Origin of the sequence: Coprococcus phoceensis (assembly GCF_900104635.1) — a bacterium.
GTDB lineage: Bacteria > Bacillota > Clostridia > Lachnospirales > Lachnospiraceae > Faecalimonas > Faecalimonas phoceensis.
The window spans coordinates 2,678,178-2,696,421 of record NZ_FNWC01000007.1; the positions used below are offsets into that span (position 1 = coordinate 2,678,178).

Below are 18,244 nucleotides of genomic sequence, written 5' to 3' on the forward strand. Positions count from 1 at the left end.
TTTTCCAAATCGCTCTATCACTATATTTCCCTTGAACTAATATTATATTTCATATTTGCATAAAAAGAAATATAATAATTACAAATACTCCTCCTTCCCCTTATCTCTTTGCACGGAATTTTCTATATTATTCCCCGCAGCCTTTACTTTCATAGTCTCAAGCTTTTCTTTCAAGGATACCCTCTGTGCCGGCTTATCCGCCATCGCTGCTGTGAGCCTCATTCCCTGCGGATTTCCATTCTCCACAGCATAATTATGTCGGGTATTTTCTATGGGATACGGTTTTCTGGTATCTGCCACCTGCTCAGTACCCAGTTCCGATTTATCATCTTCCATACCTATTCCGTCATCTCCCTTTTCGTCCATATTGAGCAGGGCATTTAAGGCAGAAAGGCGGTCTAACTTCTCTGAAAGCTCTGCTTCCTGTGCAAATGGCTTTGTAACCTCTACCTTCGCTGTTTCAAGCTGACGCTCCACATTCTCCAGCTTTGTGGATGCTTCTGCCAGTTCCTTTGTCATGGCTTCCAACGCATGGTTGATACGGGAAATGTTACCCAGCGGGTCAACACCAATCTCCAGATTATGACTGAGCTGTCCTTTGATGTTCATAACGAATTTATGGTTAAAGGAATCAAAGGACACCGCCATTTTAAAGCCTGCATACTCTCCAATGACTGCCGGAGCATTAACGCTCTTGATTTCTTTGCACATCTCCACAAGTGCAGTTCCGGCTTCTTTTTTATCCGTATAGACCTTATTCCCGACCCTCATAGAGAAAAACTCCTTATCTGCTGGGAGATTGGTTTTTGCAGTCTGAATATCTGCCTGCAAGCCACTGATACGCTCCTTCAGAATGGTTATCTGCTGTGGATAATGCTTTGCAATGTTGTCCTCCAGACGGTATTTCTGACTGGTGTGGTTGGCTTTCATCAGTTTCAGCTTGCTGACCTGAATATCCAAATCCATCTTTTCTTTTATATAGGGATTCCCCGTTGCCAGAGCCTTAACCTCTGCATAAGAAAGTGCTGCTTCGTCCACATCCTCACAACTTCGCACCGGAGATTTGCTTGTCATAATCTGACCGATAAATTTCTGCTTATTCTCGATAAGCTGCCATGAGTAGCTGTCAAATGTTCCCTCTGTCACATACCGGAAAATCTTAACCTTTGGATTCCTGTTGCCCTGCCGCAAAATACGCCCCTCCTGCTGTTCAATATCAGACGGACGCCACGGTACATCGAGGTGGTGCAGAGCAATCAGTCTGTCCTGCACGTTTGTCCCGGCTCCCATTTTTGCAGTAGAACCCAATAAAAAACGAACCTGTCCGCTTCTTACCTTACTGAACAGCTCCGCTTTCCTAAGCTCCGTATTTGCCTGATGTATAAAGGCGATTTCTTCTGCGGGAACACCTTTTTCCATCAGTTTATTTCTTATATCCTCATAGACATTAAATGTACCATCTCCTTTCGGTGTCGATAAATCACAGAAAATAAGCTGTGCTGATTTCTCCCCTTTGGTATCTTCCCAAATCTCAAATGCCTTATCCACACAGGTTTTTGCTTTGGAATGTTCCTCATCGGGGAGCATATCGTTGATCAGACGCTGGTCGAGTGCCAGTTTTCTTCCATCGTTGGTAATCTTGAGCATATTATCCTGATGCGGCTCTACCAGTCTGTTACGCACTGCCTCCGCCCGATCTGCCAGCGATGTTACCATCTCTTTCTGATATTCGCTGGGTTTCAGCACCACGTTCTCATATTCTGCTTCCGGCACAGGCAGCTTTAACATATCCGGTGTCTGGATATCCGCACTCTCCTTGAAAAGTGCAATCAGCTCCGGCAGATTGAAGAATTTTGCAAATCTTGTCTTTGCCCGGTATCCTGTTCCCTCCGGTGCCAGCTCAATGGCGGTCTGTGTTTCTCCAAAAGAAGCTGCCCAACTGTCAAAATGCCCTAATCCCATCTTCTGAAGCGTACCATACTGAAGATACCGCATATTGGTGTAAAGCTCCGTCATACTGTTGCTGATCGGCGTACCCGTAGCAAACGTAATGCCCTTTCCGCCAGTCAGCTCATCAAGGTACTGGCACTTAGCAAACATATCGGAGGACTTCTGTGCTTCCGTCTGTGCAATGCCCGCCACATTCCGCATTTTCGTGTATAGAAAAAGGTTCTTATAATTGTGACTTTCATCTACAAACAGCCTGTCCACACCTAACTGCTCAAAGGTTACAACATTATCTTTCCGGGAAGTATCGTTGAGTTTTTCCAGTCTTGTCATAAGGGATTTTCTGGACTTTTCCATCTGCTTAATGGTGTAACGCTCCCCGTTATCTGCTTTCGCCTGCTCTATGGCAAGCTCAATCTCATCAATCTGTCTTTCGATAATGCCTATCTGTCTTTCCTGCGACAACGGGATTTTTTCAAACTGGCTATGCCCGATAATGACAGCATCATAATCTCCGGTGGCGATTCTGGAACAGAATTTCTTCCGGTTGGCTGGATCAAAATCTTTCTTCGTTGCCGCTAAAATATTTGCTCCGGGATATAACCGCAAAAAGTCACTCGCCCACTGTTCCGTCAAATGATTGGGAACAACGAACAGGCTCTTTTGGCATAACCCTAACCGCTTGCTTTCCATTGCTGCAGCAATCATTTCAAAAGTCTTTCCTGCTCCCACACAATGAGCAAGCAGGGTATTGTCCCCGTAAAGCTGGTGTGCCACCGCATTTAACTGGTGCGGTCTAAGGTCGATGTCCGGTGTCATGCCAGGGAATTTCAAATGGGAACCGTCATATTCTCTTGGTCTGGTAGAATTAAAGAGCTTGTTATATTTCGCCACCAAGTCCTGTCTACGTTCCTGATCTTCAAATACCCAGTTCTTAAAGGCTTCCCGGACTGCCTCCTGTTTCTGACTGGCAATCATGGTTTCCTTTTTATTCAGGACTCTCGTTTCCTTTCCGTCCTCTATCACGGTATCGTACACCCGGCTGTCCTTTAAATTCAGAGAATCCTCTAAAATCTGATAAGCATTTCTCCGGTTTGTACCATAAGTCATATTTACAAGACTGTTTCCGTAATCCGCACTTTTTCCTTTTACATTCCACTGTCCTGTCACATCGGAATACTGAATCCCCATTGTATTCCGGTTGAAGAGATGCTGCGGTGTTTCAAAAACATCACGCATGAAATCTTCAATATATTTCGGTTCAACCCATGTGGCACCGATACGCACCTCAATCTCGCTGGCATCCAGTTCTGTGGGCTGCACCTGTGTAAGTGCCTGCACATTTATGTTGTATTCCGGGTGGTTTTCGGCGTAAATCTTCGCTGTTTGCAACTTATCCCGGACATTGCCGCTTAAATACTCGTCCGCTGCTTCCCACCTGTCTGTGACCGGATTCTGAAAGATAATGCCCGTCAGTTCTTCTTTGATTGTATCAATCTCTTTTCCGGTCAGCTCCGCCATATAAGAAAGGTCCACTTTTGCTTTTTCTGATAAAGATACTGCCAGAGCTTCCGTTGCTGTATCCACGCTTGTAACCACTTCCGCTTTCTTAATGGTACGTTTCGTGAACATATCCGCTTTGCCTTTGAAATTTCCCTCGTCATCCAGCTTTTCCAGAGAACATAACAGACAATAGCTGCTGTCCTGATTAAAGGCTCTTTTGTTGGTCTGGGAATTGATTAAACCGTATTTTCTGCTGAACGTATCATAAAGGGTATTCAATTCTTTCTGCTTTTCCTTAATCACAGTATCCGGATATTCTTCCAACTGCAAATTGATAAGCTCTTGCGTACAGTTTCGGATTCCTACCATGCCTTTTATGCGTTCCTGCATGGATTCTGACATATCCACAGGCTTCATAATGGAATTTTCACGGTAATATACCTTATCTTCCACCAGTGTGTAGCTGTAATTCTTTACGTCCGGGTCTGCCGGAATGGTGGCATCTGCCAGCTCATCCGCAAGCTCGTCCGTCTCCACTGCTTCGATTTCCCCGTCAATCCGGCTGACCGCATCCATTAACTGCTCTGCAAACGGTCTTGTGGCATCCGGTTGGCAGGTGCTTTCCATGCCATAGGGACCGCTGACCATTTCCATCTTCCCAACAATCATTTCCGGGTGTTCCGCAAAGTAGGTATTCATGGCGATACCGTTTGCATCTTCTGATAAATGTACCCAATCCGGTTCTATGTCCATCACACGGTCACGCTTCTTAAAAAACAAAATATCCGAAGTGACTTCTGTCCCTGCATTTTCCTTAAATGCTGTATTCGGAAGTCTGACCGCCCCCATAAGCTCCGCTCGCTGAGCCAGATACTTTCTGACCTCCGGACTTTTTTTATCCATTGTTCCCTTACTGGTAACAAAAGCAACCACACCGCCGGGACGGACTTTATCTAATGTCTTTGCAAAGAAATAATCATGAATCAGGAAATTATTTTTATCATATTGTTTATCCGCTACCTTATACTGTCCGAATGGCACGTTGCCGACTGCTACATCAAAAAAATCATTCGGATAGTCTGTTTTTTCAAAACCGGATATTTTAATATCCGCTTTCGGATAGAGCTGTCTTGCAATCCTGCCCGTAATACCATCCAGCTCCACACCATAAAGTCGGCTTTCCTGCATCTTCTCCGGCAGCATTCCGAAGAAATTTCCGATACCCATTGCAGGCTCTAATACATTCCCCTTTTCAAATCCCATACGGTCTAAGGTATCATAAATACTGCGGATAATGGCAGGACTGGTATAGTGGGCATTTAAGGTGCTTTCCCTTGCAGAAGCGTACTCCTGCGACGATAACAATTCCTTTAACTGCTGATATTCTCCCGCCCATGCAGATTTGCTTTCATCAAAGGCATCGGCAAGCCCGCCCCAGCCAACATACTGTGATAAAATCTGCTGTTCCGACCGTGTGGCGATACGGTTCTCGCTCTCCACCTTTTCCAAAGTACGGATTGCTTCTATATTTCGTCGGAATTTCTCTTTCGCACTGCCTGCTCCTAACGCATCGTCTGTAATGTGGAAATTGACCGCATTGGATTTATCAATCTTTGGTGCAGGCTGCTTCACAGGCTTTTCTATGGCAGGTTCTTCCACTGACTTTTGGACATCGTGTCCAGAAGTGTCCGGTTCCATGCTTTGCAGATAGTGTTCCGCTTCCTCTTTTGTTTCAAAGGTGGGAATTGTACCGTCCTCTTTTATATAATAATCTTCCCTGCCATGATCCCATACTGCAAAATCCTGTCCCGGCTCAAAGGCATCGCTGGTTTCCTCAACTGAGAATCGTGATTCTGTTTCCGCTACATCTTCCGTTCCTTCAATGCGTGAAAATACCTCCGCTTCGTGTCGGTCTATATCTTCCATTGCAATGAGATTCAAATAATCGTTTTCAATTTCTTCCCTGCTCGGTTTGTAATCATATTCAAAATGGACATTTTCGTTTATGAGTACGTAAAAGAACGCATTGTCCTGCATGGAATTTCCAAGCACATAGTTATTTTCTTCCGACTTCCATTCATCAATCTTTAAACACAACTGCCCGTCAATGGTAATCTGCTGTGCCGCAATCTCCTTTTCCTGCTCCATATACCGTCTTGTCTGATTGATAAATCCATTTAAGACCGCCGGATGGGAAGAAACAATCAAATCACGGTTCTCATACTTGGCATACGGTTCTATTTCTTTTGCCCATGCCTTATTGTCGGGAGAAAATCTGCCATCGTGCGTCAGGTGCATGACAGTATTGGCAAGTACATAGCTGACACGCTCGCTACCATATTTTCGGATTACTTCATCCGGTGTATCTTTCGGCAGACGATACCCGTCAAATTTTTCCGAAATCGTCCGTTCAATGGCTTCTTTACAGGCAACCTTCGTTTTCCGTTCTATTACCGCCTGTGCTTTTTCCAGCGCTTTCTGTGCTTCTTCCTCTTTGTACCGGGCATAGGCTTCTTTCCCTGCCGGAGATAAATACTTATCTTCCGCCACCAACTTTCGGATACGCTTTTCGACTACTTTCCAAGACAGCAGCACTTTCGCATAAGGTTCGCAGATATTTCCCTTTTTTAATTCAATCCCTTTAAAGTTGTGGTCTTGCCAGCTATGGTCTGCTCCGGCAAGTGCATGAGAGCCGCCTCCAATGCCATATTCTTTTTTCAGAAATTCCGCTGCTTCTTTGCTGTCATGCTTTTCCTGAAAATAATCATAGATGCGGAAAGAACCATGTGAATATCCACTTCCCCTGCCAAGATTATGGTCTATCTCGTCCTGAGTAATAAAATCCTCCCTTTTTATTTCCACATGGTCTGCGGTTGGAAAGATTTGTTTTTCTATCAGCAGATTGTCAAGTTCCTCCCGCAGCTCCTCTTTTGGCATAACTGAACGGAAACGTAGCTTTTTCTCTCCGGTTTCAAGCTGATGAAGTGCCTGATCCATGTGGGAAGCCACAAGCTCAACTCCTTCTTTTGTAGAAAGGTATTCTATCATTCTTGCATGAGCCTCCGGATAATTTCCTGCTTTTAGCCCAAGCTCCTCCGGCAGTTCTCCCATGCCATCCCGGAAAAAGAAAAAGAGATGCCCTGCAATCCGGTCACGTTCTGCTTCGTCAGTCAGATAAGCTTCATTTGCTCCCATATAGGTACCGTTTACTACCTGTGAGCGGATTTTTGCTTCCACCTCCTGCCAGTTCATCTGAAGCACCGGACGCTCTGTCGATGTGCCATATCCGACACGCATCCCATCCTCATTGAACCATACCGCTAACTGCTTTCCGTCAAATTCAAAGCCCTTTCCGGTTGTTCCATACTCTTTCTGTAAGAAAGCAGCCATCTCCTCCGGTGTCTTTCCCTGCTGATATTTGGTGTAGATACGCTTTCTGCTGTTATCCCTGCCTCCGCCGCTCCGCAGAATATCCGCTATCTGCTCCGGCGGTATCTTTGTTTCTGACCGTATCGGTGTCACTGTTTCCGCCTGTTTCATGGCAAGATTGCCAGCCTGCTCCGTAAACATGGAAAATAAGTCAAGCTGCTGGTACATTCCCGCTGTTTCAATCCGCTCTGCGGTTTCTCCTGGAAGAAGATATACTCCGTCCTCCATATAGGAATTGACAAGAAAACGTGCTTCCTCCCATGACAGCCTGCTTTCCGCTTCACGGGTCAGATAATTGCCTTTCCATAAGGTAATACCGTCCTCATCGGCACGGTAGCCGCCCCGCATTTCCCCGATATTGAACTCGGTGTATTCTTCCATGCGGAACGAATTTCTCAGATAATCCGCCTGAATCTTTGCATCCTGCTCTATCTGAAAATACCCAGCTATTTCCGGTCTTTTATGCTTCAGGAACTCATCACTGCATAAAATACCACGCTGTAAGTCCTCCCCCTGCTCTGTTTCAGACAGCTTCGGAAAAAAAGAACCGGATAATGAATGTTCTCCACTATCCGGTTCTGGTATTTCTTCTTCCTGTATGTCATTTTCTAACTGTAAATCAGTTCCGTCAGCACGATCTCCTCCGCTGAATGTCTGATGTTGTTCATCTTCGCTACCCACTTCATCTGATCGGCTGCTTTCAGTTCCTCGTTCACTCCCTCTGCTTTCGCCATCTGTTCGCTCAGGGCTTCCATTCTCTGCTCTGCCTGCTCCTGTATCTCCAGACAGTGTGCTTTCAGCTCGCCCGCCAGTATCATGCCCTGATAAATCCCTTTCCGGTGTTCCTGTAAGAAGTTCTTCCGCATCATACCGTACTTCGTCAGCGTTCCCTCCGGTTCCTCGTTCGCTGTCAGGTTCGGAATCAGATAATCCCCGTTCTTTTCGTATGTCAGTTTCATGTGCCGCATCCTCCTTTTTGCTCTGTATTTCTATCTCCTGATTGTTTTGTAGCTCCTTTTCGCTTTCACGCTTTAAAGCATTATAGTCTGTATCTGCTTCATTTGCAAGCACTTTCTCCGTATTTTCCAAAGAAGTTTGTGTGCGTCCTGCATTAGCTTTTTCCTGTGCCTTCCTGCGGGCAATCTGGCGGTCATACGCTCCTATGGTTCTGCCTATCTCCATTAAAAGCGGCTTGCACATATCTGTGGTGGCTGTACCAACAACAGACAGGGTTTTCATCGTATTAAAGTCGCTGATATATTCAAATCCCTGCTCGTCTTTCCACAGTTCCATATCTGCACCGCATCGTGACAGTATGGTGTAAGCAATACTGGAAGAAAGCGTATCACGAAGCCTGACACCTACATTTAACTCGTCCAGTTCCTCTAAAAAGCTGCCCTCTTTCACATATTCGATTTCCGGCAGAAGTTCTTCATAATAATCCAAAGCAATCCGATTGGATATTTCCATTATCCGCTGTTCAAAGGAGCTGTTTTTATCCGTTTCTCCGTATGTCTTTTCAAGCTGTGCCAGGACTGTTTCTTTATGCTCCTCACGCAACTCCCACAAATTCGGATCACGTCCTATCCGCCTTGCCTTATGTACGTCGGACACATCGAAAACATATTTCAATCTTGTATAGGAATTTTCCGTATCCAGCAGGGCAATTCCCTTTGCTCCACGGTTTACCCAGCAATTCATCTTCTCATTCCATAGTTCAAGGGACGCACAGGCTGTTGCATCCGGTCGTTGTGCAAAAATAAGTATCTGTTCATTGAACGGATATTTATAAAGCCTTGCAGCGGTAGTCAGATACCTTGTCCACTCCTGCCCGTTTTTCGCTATCTCTTTTGCGGTATCCTCCGCCAGATAGGAAATCATCTGATATTTTGTTACCATAAGCATTCCTCCAAAATGACGGAGGGGATAACCCCCGCCGCCTTATTCATAAAAACCGTGTTCTTCGATACCGTTTTCCAGAATTGTGCCAATCAGCTCCTCCAATTCCATCTCCTTCAGCTCGCTGATCACAATGAGCTTTGCAAGGATATCTTTTTCCACCGGAACGACATAGCTTTCTTCATCAGGGCAAAGCTCCCGTACACAAATCTCCAGTCCGTCTGCAATTTTGCAGAGCGTACTTATATCTGCTTCCCGGATACCTGCCAGAATATCCATCAATACATCTTCCCTGACACCGCACCGCAAAGAAAGTTCTGGAATATCCATATCCTGCTCTTTCATAATGTTTAAAATTTTATCTCCGGTGCTGTAAACAACGGTCTTTTTCATTTCTGTATTCATTTTTCTGTCTCCTTTTCACTTGCTTTTTCTCGGTGGAAATTCCATCTTGAATTTGTACTGCGAACCTTTGATTTCCTTTCCGTCTTTGATATAAGAATAATCCTCAATTCCCTCCGGAATCAGGTACGCATCGTAGCTTCCCTTTTTCCCTTTTAATCCTCTCACAAGGGTCTTTTTCCCTTCAAGCAGACTTTTCATCTGTGTATCGGAAAACGTTGCTCCCATTGCCCTACCCACATTCATGCCGCATTTTTGTTTGCAGTAAGCACCGAATTTTCCTTTTACTACATCGCTGCCGCATTTCGGGCATTTTCCAAGCACTTCCTGCATCGTTCCAAACAAAGACTTCTGATCGTCACTGATACTGTGGTAGGTTTGCACCAGCTCCCGCACCATATCTTCAATGCCATCCATGAACTCCTGCATGGTGTATTCGCCTTTTTCAACCAAAGTCAGCGTATTCTCCCAATCTGCTGTAAGCTTCGGGGATTTTACCATATCCGGCAGAACAGTAATGAGCTTCATCCCGTCCTCGGTGGGAAGCATCTGCTTTTTCTCCCGTTTCACAAAACCGTCTTTGACCAGCTTTTCAATAATGTCAGCTCTGGTGGCAGGTGTGCCAAGTCCTTTGCGTTCCACCTCATCGCCCATATCCTCTGCTCCGGCACGTTCCATCGCAGAAAGCAGGCTGTCCTCGGTAAAATGTTTGGGAGGCTGCGTGAAATGCTCTGTTACCTTTGTCTGGATAACTGGAAACGTCATGCCTTCAGAAAGCTCCGGCAGTTTCTTCTCTTCCTTATCCTCATCTGTTTTTTCTACCCGGTAGGTACGTTTCAATGCTGCTTCAAATTCTTTCCACCCGTTCTGCAGAACCGTTTTTCCGGATACATGAAAGCTGTAACCACCGCAGGAAAACTCTGCTTTTACCGTTTCATACAACTGCTTTTTCCCGGTTGCACATAACAGACGATTAGCGACAAGGGATAAGATTTTCATTTCTCCCTCCGGCACAGCGGAAAGGTCTGTCTTTGTAATTTCTATGGTGGGAATAATTGCATGGTGGTCGGTCACTTTTTTACTGTTCAACACTCTTTTTATATCCGGCTCTGCTCCGGTCTGTTCCTCAAAGAGAATCGCCTGATAAACTGCCCCGATTACCGCTTTTGCAGTTTCTTCCATATCATCGGATAAATACTGGCTGTCCGTTCTCGGATAAGTGACCAGCTTTTTCTCATAAAGGCTCTGGGTGTACTCCAATGTCTGCTTTGCAGTAAAACCAAAGATACGGTTGGCATCCCGCTGAAGCGTGGTAAGGTCATAAAGTTTTGGTGGTGCAACGCTTTTATTTTCCTTTATAACGGAACGAACCACTCCACTCTGACTTTCACACGCTGCAGCAATACTTTCTGCCCTTGCCTTATCGTCAATCCGTTCTGTCATGGCATCTATCCCATCCATCAGAATATGAGCCATGTAATACTGCTCTTTTTCAAAATTCATAATCTTCACTTCACGGTCTACCAGCATGGCAAGGGTGGGCGTCTGTACTCTGCCCACCTTTAATACCTTTCCGCCATACAGTACAGTAAATAATCTCGTACCATTTAATCCCACCAGCCAGTCTGCCTGCTGTCTGCAAAGTGCAGACTGGTACAGGCTGTCATAATCGCTTCCCGGCTTTAAGTTTTCAAACCCGTCACGGATTGCACTCTCCTCCATTGATGAAATCCACAGGCGTTTCATTGGTTTCCGGCAGCCTGCCTGTTCATATACCAGACGGAAGATAAGTTCTCCCTCCCGTCCGGCATCGGTGGCACACACCACACTTTCAACTCTTGTATCGTGCATCAGATTTTTCAAGATTTTATACTGCGTTGCTGTTTCCTTTTTCACTTCATGCTGCCACTGCTCCGGTATCATGGGCAGGCTCTCATAGCTCCATTTTTTCCATGCTTCTGAATACATCTCCGGCTGTGCCAGCTCTACCAGATGTCCTACACACCATGAAACGAGAAATCCGTTTCCCTCCATGTAACCGTCTTTTCTCTCTTTCGCCCCGATCACATGGGAAATTGCCTGTGCTACGCTGGGCTTCTCTGTAACCACCAACTGCATACCTTATTCCTCCTGTTCGTCAAAGAAATCTTCTTCCGTATCTTCCTCCGATTCCTCATCTTCGTTTTCATACTCCTCGTTATCTTCCTCATCTTCATCTTCGTCCTCGATAAAGTCCTCTTTTTTCTTGCGGACAACCTTAAAATAATAAGCAGCTCCGATAACGATTAAGGCAAGACTACCAATCAGCACATACGAAATCATCGGATTCGGTGCTTCTTTCACTTCCGGCTCCGGTTCGGTTTCCTCTGTATTTCCCGTACTCTCTGCACCTTCCGTACCTGTTTCCGTTTCCTTTCCCTCTGTATCTGCCTGCTCTCCGTTGTTGTTTGGCAATGCACTCTCCCCATTCGGAATTGCAGATTCCAACGCAGCGGAATTTTTCGGCAAGGTTTCACTGTTATCGGAAGTTGCATTTAACAGGTCATTTTCCGTAACCTCAGTCAAAAAATATACCATTTCTTCCTCTCCGTCCCGGTCAATAATCAGATAGAAAACTTTCTCCGTGGCGGTCTGAATAGTATAAAACTCCTTGCCCTGACCGGATTTTTCCGTACTTTCTGTTTTCCCGCTTTCTGCCTCCGCAGCTTCTTTCATTGCCTGCTTTTTCTGTTCGGCAGGACTTGTCTGTGATGTGGTATTTCCGTTACTGTCTGTTTTGGTATGCTCCGTCACGGTTCCCGTAGCACTCCCCGGTTTCGTCGGGGTCGCACTCTCCGGGAGCTGCTCCGCCGGATTCCCATCACTGGTATCGGCAGGGTCTTTATAGTACGGATTTTTCGTTTTATAAACCTCAGACATATTTCCGGCATTGTCCATTGCAGAAATGGTAAAATACTCATACCCTGCGTCAAACTGCTGGAGGCGGATATTTAACGTACCGCCCGTCAGATCTGTAAACTCATATCCATTGACATATACCGCCTTTGCACCGGAATCCGTATCATGTACCTGTATGCTTAAAAGCCCGTCACTGACTGCCGCATTTAAGGTCGGCTTTACGGTATCAAAGCACTTTATGGCACGGTTCTTCTCATAGGTATTGCCTTTCTGGTCTGTGACAAGCACATACACGGTACAGTTCTCGGAAATCCTTAATTTCTTTTCCTCCGTCACATCTGTCCAGCTTCCATTCTGCCCTACCTTTGCCTCTATCTTTGCGATTTCAAAATTCCCCGTATCTGCGGTATCTTTTACACTGAAAGAAACGGAAACAATGTCATTATGCCACTCCTCCGGCTGTCTGATTTTGATACTCACATTCGGTTTTTTATAGGTACAGAGCTTATAATCTGTGACGCAGACGGGACAGTTTTTGTCATACTCATACGCACCGCATTGATCTTCGCAATTACATACCGGCTCCGGTTTATCATTTCCCGATACAGTGCCATCCCCGGTGCTTTCATCGGTACTGCCTTCTGTATTCTCTTCGGTGCCGCCTTCGGTGCTTCCCTCCGTGCTGCCCTCCGTAGTTTCTTCCGTGCTTCCCTCGGTACTGTTTTCTGTATTTTCCTCCGTACTGACATCAGTTTCACTTTCGCCGGGTGTCTGCTCCGTACTTTCCTCCGGTTTGGATTCTTCGGTTTCTTTTGTTTCTTCGGCAAAAGCGCTGATTGCGTAGTTCCCATTTACAGAAAACGCTACCGCAGGCATGGTAAATAGCACAGCGGACAATATCAGTGATATAACTGCCTTAGATGATAACTTCCTGTTCTTCATGGCTGTAAGCCTCCCTTTCTTCTGATTGTGCTGCTTCTTTCTGCTCTTTTTCTTTCAGCAGACGCATAATTTCTTCTTCGCTGACCTTGTTTAACAGAATCAGCCGATCCAGAGAGATTTTATTCTTTTCAATGAATTTCATCTTCTCCGCATCCTCTGCCATCTGAAGCTGTTCCGCCAAATCCCTCTCCCTCGCCTGCAATCCCGCAAGCTGTTCCCGGACTTTGGAAAGCTCCTTTACAATTCTCTCTTTCGTCATCGTTCCTCACTTCCTGTTATTTTAATTTCCTGATAATCTTCCAAACGCATAAAAATGGCTCTGCCAATAGGACGAATTGATTGAAGCGTAACTGATTGGATCTCCGCAATGAATCATGACCCCGTTTCCGCAGTAAATCCCCACATGGCTGACTGGTACGCCCGAATTGTATGTACCTGTAAAAAAGATAATATCCCCCGCCTTTGCATCTGCCGCCGACACAGGCGTACACTGGTTATAAATGCCCTGTGCTGTGGTTCGTGGCAGGTTATGGACACCGCTGTTTGTAAATACCCAGCAGACAAAACCGGAACAGTCAAAGCTGGTGGACGGACTGGAGCCTCCCCATACATAGGGATAGTCTAAATATCTCGCCGCTTCTTCCATAAGTGCCTGCACGGTTGCATCGTCATAGGAATCCGGCGGTATCACATTTCCTCCGCCGCTTCCGCTGCCCGGCGTTTCGCCATACAGCGTATCCGTGCCTGCTTCAAAATAAAAAAGAGGGTTATAATATTCCCCCTGATACAGACATTCGATATGTAAATGACTTCCGGTACTGCTTCCCGTATTCCCTGTTGTTCCGATCACATTTCCATGCGTCACGCTCTGTCCTGCCCGGACATTTAAGGTATCCATGTGGGCATATTTTGTGCAGTAGCCTTTTTCATCTTCAATCACTACATAATTTCCGTAATAGCTGTCATAAGTTGCGGTAGTTACTGTCCCGTCCATCGCCGCATATACGGTTGTTCCGGTAGGTACTGCAATATCTACGCCCCGATGTAACTGTTCCTGCCCTGTGACCGGATTGATACGCCAGCCATAATAACTGCTCACATAGTTGTACCAATATAAATCAAGGGGCTTATAAAACTGCTGTGTCAGCCCGTGGGTCTGGTTATAAAAAGCATAGATTTCTCTCTGCTCCTCATTCATGCGTCCGGCAACTACTACGTTTAAATCTTTTGCTGTCAGGGTCACTTCCAGAATGGTTACGGTATATTCCTCTTCCACTTCATACTCGTATTCCTCTTCTGTTGTTTCCCCCGTAACCGGGTCTGTTACCGTATGAGTGCCTGTTTTTGTTACCGTCCTTGTCCTCGTTTCCTCTGTAGGATTTAGTGTCAACTCATACATTTCATCAAACAGATATTCTATTTCTGCCTGTACCTCACTTGCAGTAAATTCCGTATGGACTGCCGACAGATAGCTGATCAGTGCAAATGGGTCATGCCCGATAGATGCCAGATTATAACGGTACTCATCATAATCCGGATAAGTGGTTTCTATGGCATCAATCTCTGCCTGCAATTCTTTTTCCAGTTCAGAAAAAGCTAAATCTGCCGCATCTATTTCTGCCGGAACGCTCATATAACTTCCTGCCAGCGTGGTACTGATTCCTCCGGCAAACATCGCCCCACAGGAAGATACTGCTGTCATAATCATCACAAGAAGCACCGAAAAGGCTCCTATGGCAAGCAGAAGCGAAACATTTTTTGATGCAATCTCCTGTATCTTTCTGGCTGCCGCTGTAAAAAGATTCCCGGACTTCGCCGCTGTTTCCTTTGCGGCTTTCGCTGTCTGTCCCGCCCGTCTTGCTTTTGCATATTCCCGTTTGATACGCTGCTTTTGCAGTCTTTTCTGCAACTGCTTCTGAATGGTCTTTTCCTGCATTTCCGGATTTTCTTCCAAGAACTTCTGATAACGGAAATTGACCTCTTTCTGCATCTGCTTTTTCTCCAGCTTTGCAGCTTTCGCTCTCCGTCTTTCCGTTTTCCCTTTGTAATGCCCTTTGAAAAAGCGGTAAACATCTTCCCCGCTCTGCTCTGTCTTGTGGGCAGCCTCCACACCGGAATTTTCTTTCTCCACTTCGGCAACCTTACTATGGGCAAAATTAGAAGATTCCATTCCCACCCTGCCAGCCGCTCTTTTTACCGGACTGTCCGGTTTGAATGGTTTCTCTTTTTTTACAGAAGTCAATACATACTTTGTTCTGCCCGTCTTTTCATCAAAAACACGCTCCAGAGAATACTCCGTTTTCTTTGGAATCTTCTTTCTTGCAGCTTCCGTCTTTTTTCTGGCTTTCTCCGCTTTCTTTTGCAGTCGGTCTAACTTTTTGCTTCCATGAAATTCCGGTTCTGCCTCTTCGGTAAAGGTAGTGTCCTTTGTCTGGAAATCCTGTTCAAAATCAAATTGCTTTACTCGCTCCCGGCTCTTTATCTCCCGCCTTTGATACCTGCCCTTTTTCTGTGACGAATGATAGGTGTCCCTGTGGCGGTAGTCATCGCTGGCAATTTTTCTACCCTGCTCCTCTCCGGCTTCCTCCGTAAAAGTGCTGTCCGGCTGCATAAAATCGCTTTTAGACTTCTCTCCGGCTTCTGCTCCCTCGGACTTTTGGACATTCTGTCCAGAAGCATCCGCTTTCTGATACTTCTTTGTATTTTTCGACCTCTGGACATCGTGTCCAGAAGTGGTATCTGCATCTCTCGGCTGATATGCTGCGGATTTTTTACCTTTACCCTCGTTTGCTTTCTTTGGAATTTCTCCGGTAAAGGTTTTTTTCTCCTGTGCAAATGCAGCCGGTTTCTGTTTCTTTTTCTCCGCCACTACTCATTTACCTCCTGCCTTACACTTTCCTCTGGTTTGGTATTCATAACCGCAAAGGTCTTGGTATCTACCGGATATTTATCTACGAACGGAATAACCACGTTGTCAAACAGAATCAGTCCGCACCCCGGCTCGGAATTGGTTACATGGGCAAGCTGTTTTTCTGACAATCCCAGCTTATCTGCAAGGATTGCCTGATCCTTTGCATTTTGATTCAGGAGATATACAAAATCGGAATTGCCGAGGATTCCCTCGATTTCCTCCGACTTCAAAAAATCGCCTACGTTCTGCGTCAGCCCCGTAGGAATACCGCCCCACTTACGGAAACGCTTCCAGATTTCCACCGAATAGATAGCGGTCTGCTTCTCCTTCAGCAAAAGGTGGAACTCATCACAATAATAGCGGGTGGCAATCTTACGCTCCCGGTTCTGCGATACCCTGTTCCAGACCGCATCCTGTACGATTAACATTCCAAGCTCTTTCAACTGGTTTCCCAAGTCCCTGATGTCAAAGCACATGATACGGTTCTGACTGTCTACATTCGTCCTGTGGTTAAAATAATTCTGCGAACCATGCACATATAGCACAAGGGAGTTTGCAATCCGTTCTGCCTTTTTGTTCTTATGCTCTAACAGGGCATTATACAAATCCTCAAGGATAGGCATATTCTCCGGTACGGGATTTTCAAAATAAGCATCGTAAATATGACGGATACATTCGTCAATGATACCTTTCTCATCATTTTCCAGACCGTTCTTTCCTCCGGCAATCAAGTCACACAGAGTAATGATAAAATCGGATTTCAGCTTTAAGGCTTCCTTATCCCCTTTATGGGAAAGCTGAATGTCCATCGGATTTAAATAATCTTTGGAATTGGTTGCCAGCCTTACCACCTGTCCGTGCAATGCTCCCACAAGGGCAAAATACTCGCCCTCCGGATCGCAGACCACAATATCGTCCTTTGTCATCAGGAAACAGGAAAGAATCTCACGCTTTGCACTAAAAGACTTACCACTTCCCGGTGTACCAAGAATCACACCGTTTGGTGTACGAAGCCGTTTCCGGTCTGCCATAATCATGTTGTTGGAAAGGGCATTTAAACCATAATAAATAGCCGGAGCTGGCATAAATAATTCCTGCGTACAGAACGGTACTAAGATAGCGGTACTCTTTGTTGTCAAATCCCGTTCAATTCCCGTATCGTTGCACCCGATTGGTGCCGATGCCATCAGTCCCTGCTCCTGTAAATACTGCATACATCTGAGGTTGCAGTTCGCCTGTTGGATAATGCCGGATACCCTCTGCGTGATATTTTCCAGTTCCCGCTTGTTTCTGCCATAGCAGGTCAGAAGAAATGTCATCTTTACCATTTTCTGATTGCTGCTGTTTAAATCGTCCAAAAGGTCAAGGGTATCTTTTTCATAAGTGATAATGTCCGTTGGAAGAATGTCCATGTCATAACCTGACCTTACCGCCTTTTTCTGCTCTTCAATCTTCATCTTCTGAATATTCGTCAAAGCACCTTTTAGCATCTTAATCGCCTTGACCGGATCCATTGTCTGCATATGCATGGTAATAGTCAGGTTCGCATCCAGATCAAGAAGCTTTTTCAACAACTCATCATCAAACTTCGGGGCAATAATATCCAGATAATGCACACTGCCATACATTTTTCCCGCCTTAAAACGACTCGGATAGCGAAAATCAAATCCCGGCGGAGCGATGTAATCTTTCACACTTTTTCCCGACTCCGCCAGTTCCTTAAAAGAAAAACGGAAAGGCTCCATAGTATCCTGGTTAAAATACTCATGCAGGATACGCAGACGTTCCTTTCCGTCAAGGCTCTTAGCGTGTGTGCCCAGATTAGTCAAATTTTTAATCACATCTGCTTCAATGCTGACAAGTTTTGCCCTTGCCTCCTTAAAGCCTTTACTCTCAATTCCAAAAATCAGATACTTTGATTTGATAATACCGTTATTTCCCTTTGCAGCCTGTTTCTTTAACATCTGCGTGTATTCCTCACGAATATCATCAAAATCATCTGCCTGCAATGGAATGTCAAACTGGTCAATTAAGGTCTGCTCGTTAACCTGTCGGTTGAACAGGAACAGCTCAAATTTAATAGACGGGTCAAAATAATTGATAAGCCTGCTGTATTCCTCCAGTATTTCCCCCTTATCCTCGATTTCCAGCAGGTCATAATTTATATCGTAAAACTCCACCATTTTCGTATAAAAGCCAGAAGTGACCTGACAGATACCGTCCCGGTACATCTTCTGAAAGGTAATGGTCTTCTGTGCTGTGGTGGGCTTTTCTGCGTTTTTATTCGTTCCGGCAAGCATGTGTTTTAACTCC

At 45.5% G+C, this 18,244-nt stretch carries 7 protein-coding genes; all 7 read right to left on the reverse strand.

Features of this window, described 5'->3' with window-relative positions; all coding sequences use genetic code 11:
- Positions 1-78 precede the first annotated feature (78 nt).
- The 7 genes from BQ5364_RS16295 to BQ5364_RS16325 are packed head-to-tail and all read right to left on the reverse strand — an operon-like array spanning position 79 to position 18,231.
- Positions 79-8,778, reverse strand: coding sequence for a helicase-like domain-containing protein (locus BQ5364_RS16295; RefSeq protein ID WP_071144654.1), 8,700 nt, complete (start codon positions 8,776-8,778; stop codon positions 79-81).
- 42 nt (positions 8,779-8,820) lie between these two features.
- Complete coding sequence (locus tag BQ5364_RS16300) at positions 8,821-9,183, reverse strand: helix-turn-helix domain-containing protein (RefSeq protein ID WP_002596360.1); 363 nt, start codon at positions 9,181-9,183, stop codon at positions 8,821-8,823.
- A gap of 15 nt (positions 9,184-9,198) precedes the next feature.
- Complete coding sequence (locus tag BQ5364_RS16305) at positions 9,199-11,298, reverse strand: type IA DNA topoisomerase (protein WP_014081130.1); 2,100 nt, start codon at positions 11,296-11,298, stop codon at positions 9,199-9,201.
- Positions 11,299-11,301: 3 nt separating this feature from the next.
- Positions 11,302-13,020, reverse strand: coding sequence for a CD1107 family mobile element protein (locus BQ5364_RS16310; protein ID WP_071144655.1), 1,719 nt, complete (start codon positions 13,018-13,020; stop codon positions 11,302-11,304).
- Positions 12,995-13,279 (reverse strand): hypothetical protein, encoded by a 285-nt coding sequence (locus BQ5364_RS16315; protein WP_002596357.1) that lies wholly within the window; start codon positions 13,277-13,279, stop codon positions 12,995-12,997. Before BQ5364_RS16315 ends, BQ5364_RS16310 begins: the two co-directional genes overlap by 26 nt.
- Before the next feature lie 21 nt (positions 13,280-13,300).
- A complete protein-coding gene (locus BQ5364_RS16320; RefSeq protein WP_002596356.1) occupies positions 13,301-15,889 on the reverse strand; it encodes a CD1108 family mobile element protein in 2,589 nt (862 codons plus the stop codon).
- On the reverse strand, positions 15,889-18,231 hold the full coding sequence (locus tag BQ5364_RS16325; RefSeq protein ID WP_418536083.1) for a VirB4-like conjugal transfer ATPase, CD1110 family: 2,343 nt from the start codon (positions 18,229-18,231) through the stop codon (positions 15,889-15,891). The genes BQ5364_RS16320 and BQ5364_RS16325 overlap by 1 nt, the downstream gene beginning before the upstream one ends.
- Positions 18,232-18,244: the final 13 nt, after the last annotated feature.